15 protein-coding genes and 1 pseudogene are annotated in these 14,656 nt (G+C 66.4%); 11 read left to right on the top strand and 5 right to left on the bottom strand.

Features of this window, described 5'->3' with window-relative positions:
* The first annotated feature begins 147 nt into the window (after window positions 1–147).
* Complete coding sequence (locus LK10_RS09000; RefSeq protein ID WP_043122559.1) at window positions 148–582, top strand: SRPBCC family protein; 435 nt, start codon at window positions 148–150, stop codon at window positions 580–582.
* Between the two features lie 11 nt (window positions 583–593).
* Here the strand turns inward: LK10_RS09000 and LK10_RS08995 are convergent, their stop codons facing one another.
* Both LK10_RS08995 and LK10_RS08990 read right to left on the bottom strand, forming a co-directional pair.
* Window positions 594–1,694, bottom strand: coding sequence for a tartrate dehydrogenase (locus LK10_RS08995; RefSeq protein ID WP_043122555.1), 1,101 nt, complete (start codon window positions 1,692–1,694; stop codon window positions 594–596).
* Between the two features lie 277 nt (window positions 1,695–1,971).
* Window positions 1,972–2,823, bottom strand: coding sequence for a DUF1206 domain-containing protein (locus tag LK10_RS08990; RefSeq protein ID WP_043122691.1), 852 nt, complete (start codon window positions 2,821–2,823; stop codon window positions 1,972–1,974).
* A gap of 184 nt (window positions 2,824–3,007) precedes the next feature.
* On the opposite strand from LK10_RS08990, the gene LK10_RS08985 reads away from it, so the two are divergent.
* The 4 genes from LK10_RS08985 to LK10_RS08970 all read left to right on the top strand — a co-directional run bounded on the left by LK10_RS08985 (window position 3,008) and on the right by LK10_RS08970 (window position 6,415).
* Window positions 3,008–4,294, top strand: a complete 1,287-nt coding sequence (locus LK10_RS08985; protein ID WP_043122552.1) for an adenylosuccinate synthase — start codon at window positions 3,008–3,010, stop codon at window positions 4,292–4,294.
* A gap of 229 nt (window positions 4,295–4,523) precedes the next feature.
* Window positions 4,524–5,075 carry an RNA polymerase sigma factor gene (locus LK10_RS08980; protein WP_043122550.1) on the top strand — a complete coding sequence of 184 codons (552 nt, stop codon included), beginning with the start codon at window positions 4,524–4,526 and terminating at the stop codon, window positions 5,073–5,075.
* The gene (locus LK10_RS08975; protein ID WP_043122548.1) at window positions 5,072–6,043 is read left to right on the top strand and encodes a hypothetical protein; all 972 of its coding nucleotides are present in this window, start codon (window positions 5,072–5,074) and stop codon (window positions 6,041–6,043) included. Before LK10_RS08980 ends, LK10_RS08975 begins: the two co-directional genes overlap by 4 nt.
* Window positions 6,044–6,052: 9 nt before the next feature.
* A complete protein-coding gene (locus LK10_RS08970; protein WP_043122545.1) occupies window positions 6,053–6,415 on the top strand; it encodes a VOC family protein in 363 nt (120 codons plus the stop codon).
* A 63-nt stretch (window positions 6,416–6,478) separates the two neighbouring features.
* Here the strand turns inward: LK10_RS08970 and LK10_RS08965 are convergent, their stop codons facing one another.
* Window positions 6,479–7,264, bottom strand: coding sequence for a FadR/GntR family transcriptional regulator (locus LK10_RS08965; protein ID WP_052207134.1), 786 nt, complete (start codon window positions 7,262–7,264; stop codon window positions 6,479–6,481).
* 198 nt (window positions 7,265–7,462) lie between these two features.
* On the opposite strand from LK10_RS08965, the gene LK10_RS08960 reads away from it, so the two are divergent.
* The 3 genes from LK10_RS08960 (at window position 7,463) to LK10_RS08950 (ending at window position 9,815) form a co-directional block, all read left to right on the top strand.
* Window positions 7,463–8,875, top strand: coding sequence for an MFS transporter (locus LK10_RS08960; RefSeq protein WP_081998399.1), 1,413 nt, complete (start codon window positions 7,463–7,465; stop codon window positions 8,873–8,875).
* Between the two features lie 86 nt (window positions 8,876–8,961).
* Window positions 8,962–9,408, top strand: coding sequence for a CoA-binding protein (locus LK10_RS08955; protein WP_043122543.1), 447 nt, complete (start codon window positions 8,962–8,964; stop codon window positions 9,406–9,408).
* Window positions 9,409–9,497: 89 nt separating this feature from the next.
* Window positions 9,498–9,815 carry an MmcQ/YjbR family DNA-binding protein gene (locus LK10_RS08950; RefSeq protein ID WP_331377454.1) on the top strand — a complete coding sequence of 106 codons (318 nt, stop codon included), beginning with the start codon at window positions 9,498–9,500 and terminating at the stop codon, window positions 9,813–9,815.
* 161 nt (window positions 9,816–9,976) lie between these two features.
* Here LK10_RS08950 and LK10_RS08945 read toward each other — a convergent pair whose 3' ends face one another.
* Entirely contained in the window at window positions 9,977–11,377 is a 1,401-nt protein-coding gene (locus LK10_RS08945; RefSeq protein ID WP_043122541.1) for an NAD-dependent succinate-semialdehyde dehydrogenase, read from the bottom strand.
* A gap of 129 nt (window positions 11,378–11,506) precedes the next feature.
* Between LK10_RS08945 and LK10_RS08940 the strand changes: the two are divergent.
* The 3 genes and pseudogenes from LK10_RS08940 to LK10_RS08930 form a co-directional block, all read left to right on the top strand.
* Window positions 11,507–11,845 (top strand): annotated as a pseudogene (locus tag LK10_RS08940) (FAD-dependent oxidoreductase); the annotation flags it as partial.
* Between the two features lie 88 nt (window positions 11,846–11,933).
* Window positions 11,934–12,701, top strand: a complete 768-nt coding sequence (locus LK10_RS08935; protein WP_043122536.1) for an SDR family NAD(P)-dependent oxidoreductase — start codon at window positions 11,934–11,936, stop codon at window positions 12,699–12,701.
* A gap of 108 nt (window positions 12,702–12,809) precedes the next feature.
* Window positions 12,810–13,814, top strand: coding sequence for an aldo/keto reductase family protein (locus LK10_RS08930; RefSeq protein WP_043122534.1), 1,005 nt, complete (start codon window positions 12,810–12,812; stop codon window positions 13,812–13,814).
* Window positions 13,815–13,846: 32 nt separating this feature from the next.
* Here LK10_RS08930 and nagB read toward each other — a convergent pair whose 3' ends face one another.
* Window positions 13,847–14,653, bottom strand: a complete 807-nt coding sequence (gene nagB, locus LK10_RS08925; protein ID WP_043122533.1) for a glucosamine-6-phosphate deaminase — start codon at window positions 14,651–14,653, stop codon at window positions 13,847–13,849.
* Between the last annotated feature and the right edge of the window lie 3 nt (window positions 14,654–14,656).

Below are 14,656 nucleotides of genomic sequence, written 5' to 3'. Positions count from 1 at the left end.
TCCCTAGGCGTCTCGGGTACGGATACTCCCCTCCCTAGCCGTCTCGGGTACGCCAACTTCCCTCCCTAGGCGTCTCGGGTACGCCAACTCCTCAGCCATTGGACTTCCTCCTCGGGCGGAGTACTTTATGGCTCCGAGGAGGGTGATATGACGGGCAAAGCTAGGGACGCTGTGGCCTCCGTGAAGATCGCGGCGAGCCGCGAAGCGATCTGGAGCGCGCTGACGACTCCCGAAGAGATCAAGAAGTACTTTTTGGGCACCCAGGTCAAAACCACGTGGGAGGTGGGGAGCCCGATCTATTTCAGTGGGGAATGGCACGGAAAGCCGTACGAGGACCACGGCGTCGTCCTCGTCTTCGAGCCTCCGGAGATTTTGCGCGTGAGCCATTACAGCCCCTTGAGTGGCAAGCCGGATGTGCCAGAGAATTACCATACTGTCGAATATCGGATCAATGATGGCGACAATAATACTTCTTCTGTAACAATCACTCAGGGAAACAATACGAGCGAAGAGGAGGCTGCCGAGTCTGAGAAAACCTGGCGCCTGGTCCTCGATAGCTTGAAGGAACTGCTGGAAGCCTGAACTCGGCCCATTCACTTTCCGGAAGCGCCGGCCACCGCCTTGATCTCGGCGGCCACGGCAGTCCCCAGGGTCTGCGTGCTTCCCTGGCCGCCCAGGTCGGGAGTGACGATGCCTTGCTGCGCCTCGGCCAGCACGTTTTCGAAAGCGCGCTGCACGGCAGCGCCCGCATTGCGCTCGCCCAGGTGCTCGAGCATGAGGGCAGCACTCCAAATCTGGCCCACCGGATTGGCAATGCCTTTCCCTGCAATGTCGGGTGCCGAGCCGTGCACGGGCTCGAATAGGCTGGGGAAGCGGCGTTCAGGGTTGATGTTGGCGCTGGGGGCGATGCCGATGGTTCCGGTGCACGCCGGGCCCAAATCGGAGAGGATGTCGCCGAAGAGATTGCTCGCGACGACGACATCGAACCAGTCCGGGTGCATGACGAAATTGGCGGTGAGGATGTCGATGTGGAACTTGTCGACATTCACTTCGGGGTAGCGCTTCGCCATTTCTTCGACGCGTTCGTCCCAATACGGCATCGTGATAGAGATCCCGTTGCTCTTCGTTGCGGAGGTCAGGTGCTTCCGCGGGCGGTTCTGGGCCAGTTCGAAGGCGTATTTGAGGACCCGGTCTACGCCCGTGCGGGTCATGACGGTCTCTTGGATGACGGTCTCCCGATCGGTGCCTTCGAAGATCTTTCCGCCGATGCTCGAATACTCGCCCTCGGTATTCTCGCGGACCACATAGAAATCGACGTCCCCGGGTGCGCGGTCGGCGAGCGGGCTCTTCATTCCGGCCAGCAGTTTCACCGGTCGGAGGTTGATGTATTGGTCGAAGTGGCGGCGGAATTGAAGAAGGCTGCCCCATAGGGACACGTGGTCTGGGACGACCTCTGGCCAGCCCACTGCACCGAAGAAGATCGCGTCGAAGGTGCTCAGTTCGTCGAACCAGTCTTCGGGGAGCATCCGCCCGTGCTTGCGGAAATACTCGACGTTCGCATAGTCGAATTCGGTCGTTTGAAGGGCGAAGTCAAAGGCTTCCGACGCCGATTCCAGTGCTCGCAGGCCTTCGGGCATGACCTCTTGGCCTATGCCGTCTCCTGCAATCACGGCGATGCGGTGGGTCCTGGTCATGACTGCTCCTTCGCTTGATCGATTCGAGACGCCCCTCTCGTCCCCTCGTCAGCCTAGGAGAGAAAGTCCAAAGGGGTCGACGACGACGCCGGTTGGCCCCGCGTCGTCGTCGGCCGCTTGGGGAGCTCGCCAGTTCGCGTACCCGAGGTGACGTAGACGGAAAGTATCTGTACCTGAGACGGTGAAAGAGGGGGAGTATCTGTACCTGAGACGGCGAGAGGGGGGAGTATCTGTACCCGAGACGGCGAAAGAGGGGGAGTATCTGTACCCGAGACGGTCAGAAGTGGGCGTACTTTGCCCTTGCCGCCGAGTACACGCCGTAGCAGGCCAAGCCGATTGCGACGGCGCCCAGGATCCACCCGCCGAACGGCTGCCCCGCGAGGCTCTTGAGGGCGCCGTCGAGGCCGGTCTGCTGTTGTGGATCGTGCCGCGCGGTCGCGACAAGGACCAAGACCCCGAGGACGGCAAGCGCCACTCCCTTCGCGACATACCCGACGCTACCGACGATCTTCACCCAGCCGGGCACCGAGGGCTGAGGCTGGGCGTCCTTCCCCAAGAAGGACTGTGTGAACCCGCGGAAGCCGAAGTAGCCTGCCGCCCCGAGCAGCACCAGCCCCGCGATGATGAGGACGACGACGCCGAGCGGCGCCGCGAGGAGCGTGGCGGTGATCTCGCTGGACTGCTGGCTCGAATTCTTCCGATTGCCGAGCGCGAACGTCGCGAACAGCACGGCGAGGGCGGCGTAGGCGACGCCGGTCCCTCCCGGCCCGAGGCCCTTCGTCGGCTTTCCGTGGCGGCGCCATTCGGCGAAGAACTCGAAGAACATCCACAGGGCGAGTGCCGCGCAGCAGAGCGTCCCTCCTCCGAGGATCAATGGGCCGCCGGGGGCCGAGGCGATCTGTGCGACGGCCCCCGACTCGTCGGCGTTGTTGTTGCTCCCGCCCAGCGCCACCCGGACGGCGAGCCACGCGATAAGCACGTGGAGGAGCCCGACGAACACGAATCCGACGCGCGCCACCCCCGTGGCCCAAGGGGAGCGCGAGGCTTCCTCAGCCCCGCGCTCTACTGTGCGGGCGCCGTCCTCCGCTGCGTTGCGGGACTTGTCGCCCGGGCTCCGATGATCTTCCACCGATTTTCCCATGCGTGATGGTTCCCCCGTCTTCGGCACTTCATGCCGCGCTTCGGTAGACTTGGGTGGCAAGAGCCCCGGCAATCTTGCCGCGCAGCTTCATTGAGAGGTGCGCGTAAGAGACGGGGCTTTCGCATGAAGGCTGTCGGCCAGAGGGACCGTAGGCGTACCCGGGGAGGAATCCATGCCAGCAATCGTGATCGTCGGAGCCCAGTGGGGCGATGAGGGCAAGGGCAAGGCTACGGATCTGCTCGGGGGCCGCGTGGATTACGTGGTGAAGCCGAACGGCGGCAACAATGCCGGGCACACGGTGGTCGTCGGCGGCGAGAAGTACGAGCTCAAGCTCCTTCCCGCTGGCATCCTGAGCCCCAACGCGATCCCGATCATCGGCAACGGCTGCGTCGTGAACCTCGAGGCGCTCTTCGACGAGATCGAGGGCCTCGAGGCCCGCGGAGGCGACACGTCCCGCCTCCGTGTCTCGGCGAACGCCCACCTGGTCGCCCCGTACCACCAGACGCTGGACAAGGTGACGGAACGTTTCCTCGGCAAGCGCGCGATCGGGACCACTGGGCGCGGAATCGGGCCGGCCTATATGGACAAGGTCGCGCGTCTCGGCATCCGCGTGCAGGACGTCTTCGACGAGTCGATCCTGCGTCAGAAGGTCGAGGGTTCCCTGCACCAGAAGAACGAGCTTCTCGTCAAGGTCTACAACCGCCGCGCCGTGAGCGTCGACGAGACGGTCGACTACTTCCTCGGCTTCGCGGACCGCCTGCGCCCGCTCATGATCGACTCGACCTACGAGCTCAACAAGGCGCTCGACGACGGCAAGGTCGTCCTCATGGAAGGCGGCCAGGCAACATTCCTCGACGTCGACCACGGCACGTACCCGTTTGTGACGTCGTCGAACCCGACCGCGGGCGGGGCCTCGGTCGGCTCGGGGATCGGCCCCACGCGCATCTCCAGGGCCATCGGGATCATCAAGGCGTACACGACCCGCGTAGGCGCCGGTCCCTTCCCGACCGAGCTCTTCGACGAGATGGGCGAGTACCTCCAGAAGACCGGCGGCGAGTTCGGCGTCAACACCGGGCGCCCGCGCCGCTGCGGCTGGTACGACTCGGTCCTCGCGCGGCATGCCTCGCGCGTGAACGGCTTCACTGACTACTTCCTGACGAAGCTCGACGTGCTCACCGGCATCGAGAAGATCCCGGTGTGCGTCGCGTACGACGTCGACGGCGTCCGGCACGACGAAATGCCCATGACGCAGACCGAGTTCCACCACGCCAAGCCGATCTTCGAGTACTTCGACGGCTGGACCGAGGACATCTCTGGCGCCCGGACCCTCGACGACCTACCGGCAAATGCACGCGACTACGTCTTGGCCCTCGAAAAGCTTTCGGGCACGCGCTTCTCGGCGATCGGCGTCGGCCCCGACCGGGAGCAGACGATCGTGGTCCGGGACCTCATCGACTGACGCGGCGCGACGCGCCCGAGCTGCATTTCGAAAAATTCTCAAAAAATCTCGTACCCGCGTAACCCCCGGGCCTCCCGGAACGATGACATATGTGGAAGCCGGGCTGGAATCTGTCCCCCATCATGTTCCAGCCCGGCTTCTTTCATGTCTCCAGCAGTCGGGACGAGAACGCCTCCTTGCCCGTACACTGGGACGGCCAATGGGGAGTTCTCGACGAGAGCGGGGATCAGTGCCGGATTCGCTCACGGATCGCGACTTGATCGCGGGCGTTCTGCCGGAGACGGACCTCTTCGCGCGTGTCTACGAAAGCCTCGCCCCCGCGGTCCTCGGCTACTTCGGCGCCCGCGGCGTAGATGACCCCGAGGCGCTCATGCAGGATGTCTTCCTGAGCGTCCTGCCTCGCATCGGCGAAATCACGGGAGGCGTTGCCGGCCTTCGGACCTTCGTCTTCTCGGTCGCGCACGCGCGGGTGGTCGACTACTACCGCCGAGTCGAGCGACGGCCACGGAGCGTGGACTACGACCCGCTCCTGGACCTGCGCGCCGTTCCGTCAGCGGAGGCGGAGGCGCTCGTCCGGACAGGGCAGACGGACGCGCATCTGCTGATCGGGGCGCTCAAGCCTGAGCAGAGGGATGTCCTGATGCTCCGGATCGTGGGTGAACTCAGCGTCGAGGACGTCGCCAGTGTGCTCGGCAAGACGCCGGGCGCGGTCAAACAGCTTCAAAGGCGGGGCCTCAAAGCGCTACGCGAGATAGTTTCGGAAGGGGTGATGGCACAGTGAGCAGCGATTCGATGCGGGAGATGGTGGCGGAAATCCTCTCCGATGCCGGTCTGGCGGACGACGGCGCGCTCACCCGTACGCTTGAATCCCTCCAAACGATGTGCCCGGCTGAGGCGCCCGCGCCAACAGGCGCCCTCGCCGAGCTACTCGCACAGGGGACTGCTGCTTCGGGCGGCGTCGCCCCGAGCCGCGCCGCTACCCGGGCTGCCGAGGCAGCCATCGGGAAGCTCTCGCCGCAAGTGGCCCCCGTTGTTCCCTTCACCCTACGGAAGCGGCACCGGGGGGCCGCCATCAGTGCGGCGGTGATCGCCGGCGTCGGGCTCAGCGCCACTGGAGTGGCGGCTCTCGGCGGCGTGGACTACTCGGCGAACCCACCACAGGCCGGCGCCCGCAGCGCGATCGTTGCCCCCCAAGCGGGGGCTGACGCCGCGGCTCAGGGCGAGACATCCGAGGCTCCGGATCCCGTTGTGCGCGAGGCGCAGGCCTTCGCCGCCGCGGCAGGCGGAAGCCCTGTGGCTCACGCGGATCGCAGCCCGGCGCCCACCAGCGGGGGGAAAGACGCTCCGGCGAGCTCCGGCGTCGTCTTCCCCTCGGCGCCGCCCGCGCACGAGGCCCCCGCCGAGGCTGCGATCGCTCCCGCCGCCGCCCGCGTCGAGGACCCCTCCGCCGTCGCGCAGGACGCCGGTGCGGCGCTCTCGCAGCGTCCGGCCCCGCGGCACCGGGCAGAGCCGGTTGTGAACCGGGGCCGGCACATCGCCCAGGAAGCGGCTGCGACGGCTCAGGCCATTGCGGCCACCTTCGCCCCGGCGCCAGAGTCCACGGCCGTAGCCTCCCCGCCTGTCAAGGAAGCTGTGGCCGTGGCATCGGGAGCGGGGCAGCATGCCGCCTCGGCCGCCGCCGGTGCCCTCGGGCAGCAGCACGGCAATAGCAGCGGGCGAGCCCTCGCCGCGCTCGGCACCCGGCACTAGAGTGTCGCCATGGCGATCGCGCGACTTCCCAGCCTTGTCATCGACTGTCCAGACCCCGGCGCGCTAGCGAGGTTCTACGGCGCCCTCTTGGACTGGAAAGTGGACGTGGACAGCGATCTCCGCTGGGCCGAGGTGCGGGCCGATTACGGGGACTGCATCTGCTTCCAGAAGGTCGAGGACTACCAGCCTCCCCGCTGGCCGAGCCAAGAACTGCCCCAGCAGATGCATCTCGACGTGGTGGTCGACGATCTCGACGCCGCCGAATCCGCCGTCGTCGAACTCGGCGCCAGGAAGCACGAGCATCAGCCAGGGGCAACGTTCCGTGTCTTCCTCGACCCCGCTGGCCACCCGTTCTGTCTGTGCATGAGCTGACGAACTAGGGCTAGGCGGCTCGGGCTGGCCGGCTAGGTCTGCGCGGCCTAGGGTCTGCGCGGCCTAGGGCTGGGCGGCCTGTTCGGGCTGCTGCGGCTCGTCGACCTGCAGGCTCTCCGGCGCCCCGAACCGCTCGCTGACTTCGGTCATGGTGCGGCTCATCAACGCGAGCATGGCCTCGTGGGCGCCGTCCGGATCCGAGCGTTGGATCGCGACGGCCACGTTCATGTGGTGCTCGAGGGCTTCCTCGTGCGGGCGCTCGGGCATGAGCCCGTGGTGCGTCCGGCCCGCGAGGACCTCTTCGACGAGCGGGTACAGGGCTGCGAACATCTCGTTGCCGGAGGCGGCGAGCACCCGTCGGTGGAACTCGATGTCGAGCCGCAGGAAGCGTTCGCTGTCGGTGTCCTGCCCGGCCGCCCACAGTTCGCCGGCGAGCGCTACGATCTCCGCGGCGCGCTCCTGCGGCGCGCGGAGGGCGGCGAGGCGGGCGGCCGCAGGCTCGACGGCGCTCCGAAGCTCGATGAGCGAACGCAGTTGGGCGAAGCGATTCGAGGAGTCGAGCCGCCAGCGGATCACTTGCGGGTCGAAGACGTTCCAATCGCTCTTGGGCAGGATCTGAACGCCGATGCGGCGGCGCATCGCCACGAGTCCCATTGACGCCAGAACCCGTACGGCCTCTCTCACGACGGACCGCGAAACGGCGTAACGCTCTTCCAGTTCCTCGATCTGCAGGACGCTGCCCTCGGCGAGGGTGCCGTCCGCGATTGCGGAACCCATGCCGTCGAGGACCTTTCCGTGCAGCCCGCTGAGAACTGCGCCGGTGGTCTTAAGAGGGCCTGCTACCGGCATGGAAACTCCTGTAGATCAGCGACGATCGCGTGTCTACATCATAGCTGTTGCATAAGTCACGCTTTTAGATATGATCTATGACGCATCTGGGACACGAGAAGCAGATGTAAACCACCCCCATCAAGGAGTGACTATGGCGTCAACTCACACCGCCTCGCCGGCTGGTGCAGCGTGCGCCGGTTGCCAGCAAGAAAGGCGATGATGGATCAGACCACCATCCGACGGTTGTCCGACGAGGCAACCGAGGTCCTTCTGAACAAGGACGGCACCACGTCCAGCCGCCGCGGCGGCTGGATGATGATCGCCACGATCCTCATCGAGGCTTGGGATCTCTACGCGATCTCCTTCGTCCTCGTCTTCATCACGGCCGAGTACCACCCGACCGCGGTTGAGCTCGGCCTGGTCACGGCCGGTGTGCAGGGCGGCGCCCTCATCGGCGCGCTGATCGGCGGCTTCGTCGCCGACAGGTTGGGCCGCAAGCGCGTGTTCATCCTCACGATGGTCCTGTTCATCGTGCTCGCGCTGGTCCAAGGCTTCTCGACGAACATCTGGGACCTGATCATCGTCCGGTTCCTCATCGGCATTCCGCTCGGAAGCGACATCTCCAACGGCTACGCCTACATCATGGAGTCGATGTCCAAGGGCGCCCGCGAGGTCATGGGCAGCCGCTGGCAGTTCATGTTCGGCCTCGGCGAGGTCTTCTCGATCGTGGTCATCACGATCATGTACATGACCGGCATGGACCACGCCATCCTGTGGCGCGTCGCCCTCGCCGTCGGCGCGATCCCTGCCTTCATCCTCCTGCTCGCGCGCCTCGACCTGCCGGAGACCCCGCTCTCGCTCATCCAGCGCGGCCAGTTCGTCAAGGCCAAGGAAGTTTCCCAGCGTCTCTTCAACGATCCGCTCGAGATGCTCCCGAACCAGAACGTCGTCATGGAGAAGCCCAAGGTCGGCGACTTCCTCAAGGTCATCTGGGCTGACAAGACCAAGCGTCGGGCCACGATCTTCGGCTGGATCTCCAACGCCTGCCAGGGCGCCGAGTTCACGGCGTTCGGCTTCTACCTCCCGGTCATCCTCGTCACCGCCGGCGTCGGCGTGGCGGGCAGCGGCCACACGACCAACATCACGGGCACCAACTTCGTCACGGCCGCGATCTACGTCCTTGCGACGATCTCCGGCCTGACCGCCCCAATCATGATCTCGAAGATCGGTCACCGCGGCGTGGCGATGTGGGGCTACGGCCTCGCGTTCGCTGGCCTCGTGCTCGGCGCGTTCGCCCTCGGTGCCAACATCCAGTGGCTCATCGTCCTCGGCGCGTGCACCCTCATGTGGGGCCACTACTGGGATGCCTCGAACGGCATGACCATCACCTCGATGGTCGCCCCCGCGCGGTTCCGTGGCACGGCCTCCGGCTTCGGCTACGTGTTCGTGAAGGGTGCCTCGTTCTTCGGCGCGTTCGTGTTCCCGATCATGACCGCCTCGTGGGGCAAGGTGGGCGCGACGCTCGCCGTTGCCGTCCTCTCCCTCATCGGCTTCCTCTCGGCCAAGTTCATCCTCCCGGAGCTCTACGGCTACGTGGATCAGGAAGGGAAGGCTGTCGCGGAGGTCTAAGCCAAAGGCTTCAGCAGCAGTTCGACGACGGCGGTGTGGCTCCCAGCGGCCACGCCGCCGTCGGCGTTCCGGCGTAGAGTGGCTTTATGGGACATGTCAACGATCCCGCCGTCATCGAGCGACTCATGGACACGCCCGGCCGCTGGGCCGTCGTCGGACTCACCCAGAACCAATGGCGCGCCGCCTACTCGGTTTCCGAGTTCCTGCGGGACGAGCTCGGCCAGCAGATCATCCCTGTGAACCTCCGTGCGGAAGAAGTCCACGGGGAGAAGGGCTACGCAAAGCTCGCCGACATCCCCGCGGAACTGCACCCGATCGACGCCGTCGACTGCTTCGTGAACTCCCAGCGTGTGGGCGATGTGGTGGACCAGGCGATCGCCGTCGGTGCAAAGGCCGTCTGGCTCCAGCTCGGGGTGATAGACGAGTCTGCAGCGGCGCGTGCGAAAGCCGCGGGGCTCGACGTCGTCATGAATGCCTGCCCCGCGCAGGAGGCCTGGCGCCGCACCCACGGTCAGCGCGCCTCACGCCGCTAGGCTGAGGCGATGGACGCCGAGTCTGTGAGAGAGGTCTGCCTTTCGTTCCCGGGGCGTACGAGGACTACCCGTTCGGGCCTGGGATCGCCGTGTACAAGGTGCGGCCGCCGGCCTCAGGCGGCTCCGTCGTAGAGGGCAGGATGTTCGCGGCGCTCCCGCCCGACGCGCGTCCGCTCACCCTCTCGCTCAAGTGCGAGCCCGCCCTCGCCGTCCAGCTCCGTGCCGCACACCCCGAGATCACCGGCGCTTGGCACATGAACAAGAAGCACTGGAACGGCGTGCGGCTCGACGGGGACCTGGCCGACGAGACCGTGCGGGACATGATCGAGGATTCGTACGACCTCGTGGTCGCTTCGCTTCCCAGAGGGCAGCGCGAGGCGCTCGGCTGGGCCGGGCTCGTGCGCTGACGCTCGGGGGTTGGGGCCCGTTCGGTCGGTTAGTCCGATTTCCGCCGCTTGGGCCCCTTTCCGCCGGGAACAACCCCCGCCTTTCCGGCCAGCCCCCTTCCCCGGGGATGCGCGTCGTCGTACGCCGCCCCCTAGGTCGTAGGCCCGTCAGCTGGCAACCCTCAGTCGGCCACGTAGAACAGGCGCTTGTTGACGAATTCGTCCATGCCGAGGGGGCCGAGTTCGCGGCCGAAGCCGGAGCGCTTGACGCCGCCGAAGGGGATCTCTGCGCCCTCGCCCGCGGGGGTGTTGACGTTGGCCATGCCGACCTCGAGATGTTGGGCGAGGCGGGCTGCCCGGTCCCGATCGGTGGAGAAGACCGCACCGCCGAGGCCGTAGGGGGTGTCGTTGGCGAGGCGGAGGGCTTCGTCGTCGTCCGCTGCCTTGTAGACGACGGCGACCGGGCCGAAGAGCTCTTCGCGGTAGGCGCGCATCTCGGGGGTCACGCCCGTGAGGACCGCGGGGGAGTAGTAGGCCGCCTCGCCTTCGACGAGCTGCCCCCCGGCGTGAAGCGTCGCGCCCTTGGCGACGGCGTCCTGAACCTGTTCGGCGAGGGTTTCGGCCGCGGCTCGCGAAGAGAGCGGGGCGTAGGCGCCCTGTTCGTCGTTGCTGGGGTCACCGGGCTTGAGGCCCTGGGCGCGGGCGGTGAGCTGGGCGACGAAGTCCTCGAAGATGCCCTCGGCGACGATCATGCGCTTGTTGGAGTTGCAGGCTTGTCCGGTGTTCTCCATGCGGGTCTCCCACGCCGTGTCGGCAATGGTCCTGGGATCTTCGGCGTCGAGGACGACGAAGGGGTCGGAACCGCCGAGTTCGAGGACGGCCTTCTTGAGGTTCTTGCCTGCGAGTTCGCCGATGATGGCACCTGCGCGCTCAGAGCCGGTGAGGGAGACGCCTTGGATGCGGGGGTCGGCGATGATCGTGGCGATCTGGGCGTGGGTTGCGAAGAGGTTCGTGTAGGCGCCGTGGGGCAGGCCCGCGTCTTCGAGGATCTCGGCGATGGCCAGGGCCGAGCGGGGACACGTCTCGGCGTGCTTGAGGATGATGGTGTTGCCGAGCATGAGGTTCGGGGCGGCGAAGCGGGCGACCTGGTAGTAGGGGTAGTTCCAAGGCATGATGCCCAGAAGCGGGCCGATGGGCAGCTTCTGGACGACGGCGCGGCCTCCGGAGAAGGTCTTGATCTCCTGGTCGGCGGCGAGGGTGGGGCCTTCGGTGGCGAAGTAGCGGAAGATGTCCGCAGCGAACTCGGCCTCAGCCTTGGCTTGGGAGAGTGGTTTGCCCATCTCGGTGGTGATGATCTTGGCGAGCTCGTCGGCGCGTTCGGCGAACAGGTGCGCTGCGCGGGAAACAATCTTGCCCCGCTCCTCGATCGGGACGTCCTTCCAACTCTGGTACGCCGCCGTGGCCGCCGTGAGCGCGCTCTCGACGTCGTCGTCGGACGCGGAGGGGAAGGTCTCGACCAGCTCCCCGGTCGCAGGATTCAGGACTCGGTAGCCGGGCTCAGCGGAGTTGCTGTTCGTGGTCATGGGCTCGCTCCTTCTTGTCCCCGACGGGTCGACGTGGTCCTTACGCTCTATCAGCTTTGGCGGCTTCTGTCAGCAGCGGCGTGGGTGCGGCCACCGATACCTCGTAGCAGAATTCACGGAGCGAGCCGGGATCACGACTGGTACGAGGAGCACATTGTGCGCGATGCCTCGGGCCAGTACTCGATTCCGGAACCGGTCGTCGACGAGCTCCTCGGAGAGGCCTCCCGGCTCCTGGAGGGAATGCCGCGCCTCAAAGCCGACTCGTGGAAGATCGGCCTCAAGCCCATCCCCGGCGACGGCGAGCCCGTCTTCGGGGAACTCGCGAAGGTTCCGGGCTGTTACGTGGCTTTCACCCATTCGGGCGCGACCCTTGCGCTCATCGCCGGCGAATTGATCTCGCACGAGGTCGCTACAGGCGTTCGCCATCCGATGCTGGCCACATTCCGGCCGGAGCGATTCGAGGGCTGAGGCTTCTCTGGTGGCGGCAGGGCTGGCTTCAAATACACTGGCCACCCTGCCGCCTAAATCCCCAGAACCAAGGAGACGATCCACAGCCATGAAGGTTCTTGACCGATTCGACCTCTCCGGACGCACAGCCGTCGTCACTGGTTCGACGCGCGGCCTCGGTCGCGCCTTCGCCCAAGCGCTCTCCGAAGCGGGCGCGAACGTCGTCGTCGTCGGCCGCAGTGCGCCCGAGGCGGAAGCGGTCAGCGCAGAGCTCTCGGCTCAGGGCGCCCGATCCATCGGGGTCGCCGCCGACGTGACTTCGCGCGAGGACATCGAGCGACTGCTCGAACGGACCACCGCGGAGTTCGACCGGGCTGACATCCTGGTCAACAACGCCGGCGTGTGCATCCACAAGCCGGCGGTCGATGTCACCGACGAGGAATGGCGCCACGTCATGGGCGTGAACGTCGACGGGCTCTGGATGGCAAGCCAGGTGTTCGGGCGGCACATGATCAGCCGTGGGGGCGGATCGATCATCAACATCGGGTCGATGTCCGCGTCGATCGTGAACCGACCGCAATGGCAGCCTGCGTACAACGCGTCAAAGGCGGCGGTGCATCACCTCACCCGCAGCCTGGCCGCGGAATGGGCGCCGCACAACGTCCGCGTCAATGCGCTCGCTCCCGGCTACATGCGCACGGACATGTCGCCTATCGATGACCCCCAGTTCCATCGGTACTGGATCGAGGACACGCCTCAGCAGCGGGCCGGCGAGCCGGAAGAGCTGGGCGGGGCAATCGTCTTCCTGGCCAGCGCGGCGTCGAGCTTCATGACGGGTTCCGTACTCACGGTCGACGGCGGGTACAGCGTCTTCTAGCAGGGGCCCCTCGTCGTGGGGAGCCTTGATCATGCCCTGCCAGAGCCCTATAGTTCAGAAAGTATACTAATTCGCTTTCACTCGATCTGGGTGCGAGAGAGGAAGACCATGGAATTCAGGTACCTCGGCAACTCCGGCTTCAAGATCTCCGAGATCATCTACGGAAACTGGCTCACCCACGCGTCCCAAGTCGACGACGCCACCGCGGGCAAGAGCATCCACGCGGCCCTCGACGCGGGCATCTCGAGCTTCGACACCGCCGACGCCTACGCCAACACGGCCGCTGAGGTCGTGCTCGGTGACGCTCTCAAGGGCGAGCGCCGCGAGAGCATCGAGATCTTCACGAAGGTGTATTGGCCCACGGGCCCCGGCGGCAAGAACGACACCGGCCTCTCGCGCAAGCACATCATGGAGTCCATCAACGGTTCGCTCAAGCGGCTCGGCACCGACTACGTCGACCTGTACCAGGCGCACCGCTTCGACTACGAGACGCCGATCGAGGAGACGATGCAGGCCTTCGCCGACATCGTCCGTCAGGGCAAGGCGCTCTACATCGGGGTGAGCGAGTGGAACGCGGAGCAGATCCGCGCCGGGCACAAGCTCGCCACGGAGCTCGGGTTCCAGCTCATCTCAAACCAGCCTCAGTACAACATGCTGTGGCGCGTCATCGAGCGCGAGGTCGTTCCCACTTCCGAGGAACTCGGCCTTTCGCAGATCGTGTTCTCGCCGATTGCCCAGGGCGTCCTGACAGGCAAGTACGTGCCAGGCCAGCCCGTGCCGGAGGGATCGCGGGCGACGGATGAGAAGGGCGGCAAGAACATGATCTCGCGGTGGATGCGAGACGACATCCTCTCCGCCGTGCAGAACCTCAAGCCCATCGCCGACGAGCTCGACCTCACCCTGGCGCAGCTCGCCGTGGCGTGGGTGCTGCAGAACCCCAACGTGGCCGGCGCCATCGTCGGAGCGAGCCGTCCCGAGCAGATCGCGTCGAATGCGGCCGCCGCGGGCGTCAAGCTCGAGGCTTCAGTGCTGGCGAAGATCGACGAGGTCATCGGCTCCGTGGCCGAGACCGACCCGGCTCAGACCCAGTCCCCGGCCAGCCGGGTGGCCTGAGCCCGGAAAGGGAAATACAGGCCGCCGATCCTTCAGTAGGCCTGCCAGTCAGGTTTCTGGGCGAGGGTGTACTCGTAGTACTCGCGGTGCTGGAGACGGGAGGCTGCGGCTTCGTCGACCAGAACGGTCGTGTGGGGGTGGAGCTGGAGGGACGACGCCGGGCAGGCGGCGGCGAGGGGGCCCTCGACGGCGGCGGCGATCGCCTCGGCCTTGGCCTCGCCGAGGCCGATGAGCAGGAGATGGCGGGCGTCGCGGATGGTGGCCAGGCCCTGGGTGAGGACGTGGTGTGGGACGTCCTCCTCTGAGGGGAAGAAGCGGGCGTTGTCGCGCCGGGTCTGCTCGGTGAGGGTCTTGATGCGGGTGCGGGAGGCGAGCGAGGACATCGGCTCGTTGAAGCCGATGTGCCCGTCGGTGCCGATGCCCAGGATCTGGACGTCGATGCCGCCGGCGTCGGCGATGGCGGCATCGTAGCGGGCTGCTTCGGCCACCGGGTCGGGGGCGTGGCCGTCGAGGCTGTGGACGGCGCCGTCGGGGAAGTCGACGCTGTCGGTGAACTCGCGCCGGATCACGGAGCGGTAGGACTCGGGGTGGTCCGGTGGGAGGCCGAGGTACTCGTCGAGGGTGAAGGCCTGCGCGCGGGCGAAGGAGAGGCCCTCCTGACGGTGGCGGCGGATCAGCTCACGGTAGGCGCCCAAGGGGGTCGAGCCGGTCGCGAGGCCCAGGACCGCCCCGGGTCCGTCGTCGGCCCTCCCGGCTCCTGTCCGCTCGATGCATCCTTGGACGACGTCAGCAGCTGTTCGGGCCACAGCGTCGGTATCAGGCAGGATCACGATCTCCACGGG

Origin of the sequence: Sinomonas humi (genome assembly GCF_000802235.1) — a bacterium.
GTDB lineage: Bacteria > Actinomycetota > Actinomycetes > Actinomycetales > Micrococcaceae > Sinomonas > Sinomonas humi.
The sequence above is the reverse complement of the archived record's forward strand: the minus strand, read 5'-3'. Positions and strand labels throughout refer to the sequence as shown.

Bases quoted from the DNA above. Each gene is read 5' to 3' on its own strand.
- LK10_RS09000 (WP_043122559.1), top strand. From the start codon at position 148: ATGACGGGCAAAGCTAGGGACGCTGTGGCCTCCGTGAAGATCGCGGCG.
- LK10_RS08995 (WP_043122555.1), bottom strand. From the start codon at position 1,694: ATGACCAGGACCCACCGCATCGCCGTGATTGCAGGAGACGGCATAGGC.
- LK10_RS08985 (WP_043122552.1), top strand. From the start codon at position 3,008: ATGCCAGCAATCGTGATCGTCGGAGCCCAGTGGGGCGATGAGGGCAAG.
- LK10_RS08970 (WP_043122545.1), top strand. From the start codon at position 6,053: ATGGCGATCGCGCGACTTCCCAGCCTTGTCATCGACTGTCCAGACCCC.
- LK10_RS08965 (WP_052207134.1), bottom strand. From the start codon at position 7,264: ATGCCGGTAGCAGGCCCTCTTAAGACCACCGGCGCAGTTCTCAGCGGG.
- LK10_RS08960 (WP_081998399.1), top strand. From the start codon at position 7,463: ATGATGGATCAGACCACCATCCGACGGTTGTCCGACGAGGCAACCGAG.
- LK10_RS08955 (WP_043122543.1), top strand. From the start codon at position 8,962: ATGGGACATGTCAACGATCCCGCCGTCATCGAGCGACTCATGGACACG.
- LK10_RS08945 (WP_043122541.1), bottom strand. From the start codon at position 11,377: ATGACCACGAACAGCAACTCCGCTGAGCCCGGCTACCGAGTCCTGAAT.
- LK10_RS08935 (WP_043122536.1), top strand. From the start codon at position 11,934: ATGAAGGTTCTTGACCGATTCGACCTCTCCGGACGCACAGCCGTCGTC.
- LK10_RS08930 (WP_043122534.1), top strand. From the start codon at position 12,810: ATGGAATTCAGGTACCTCGGCAACTCCGGCTTCAAGATCTCCGAGATC.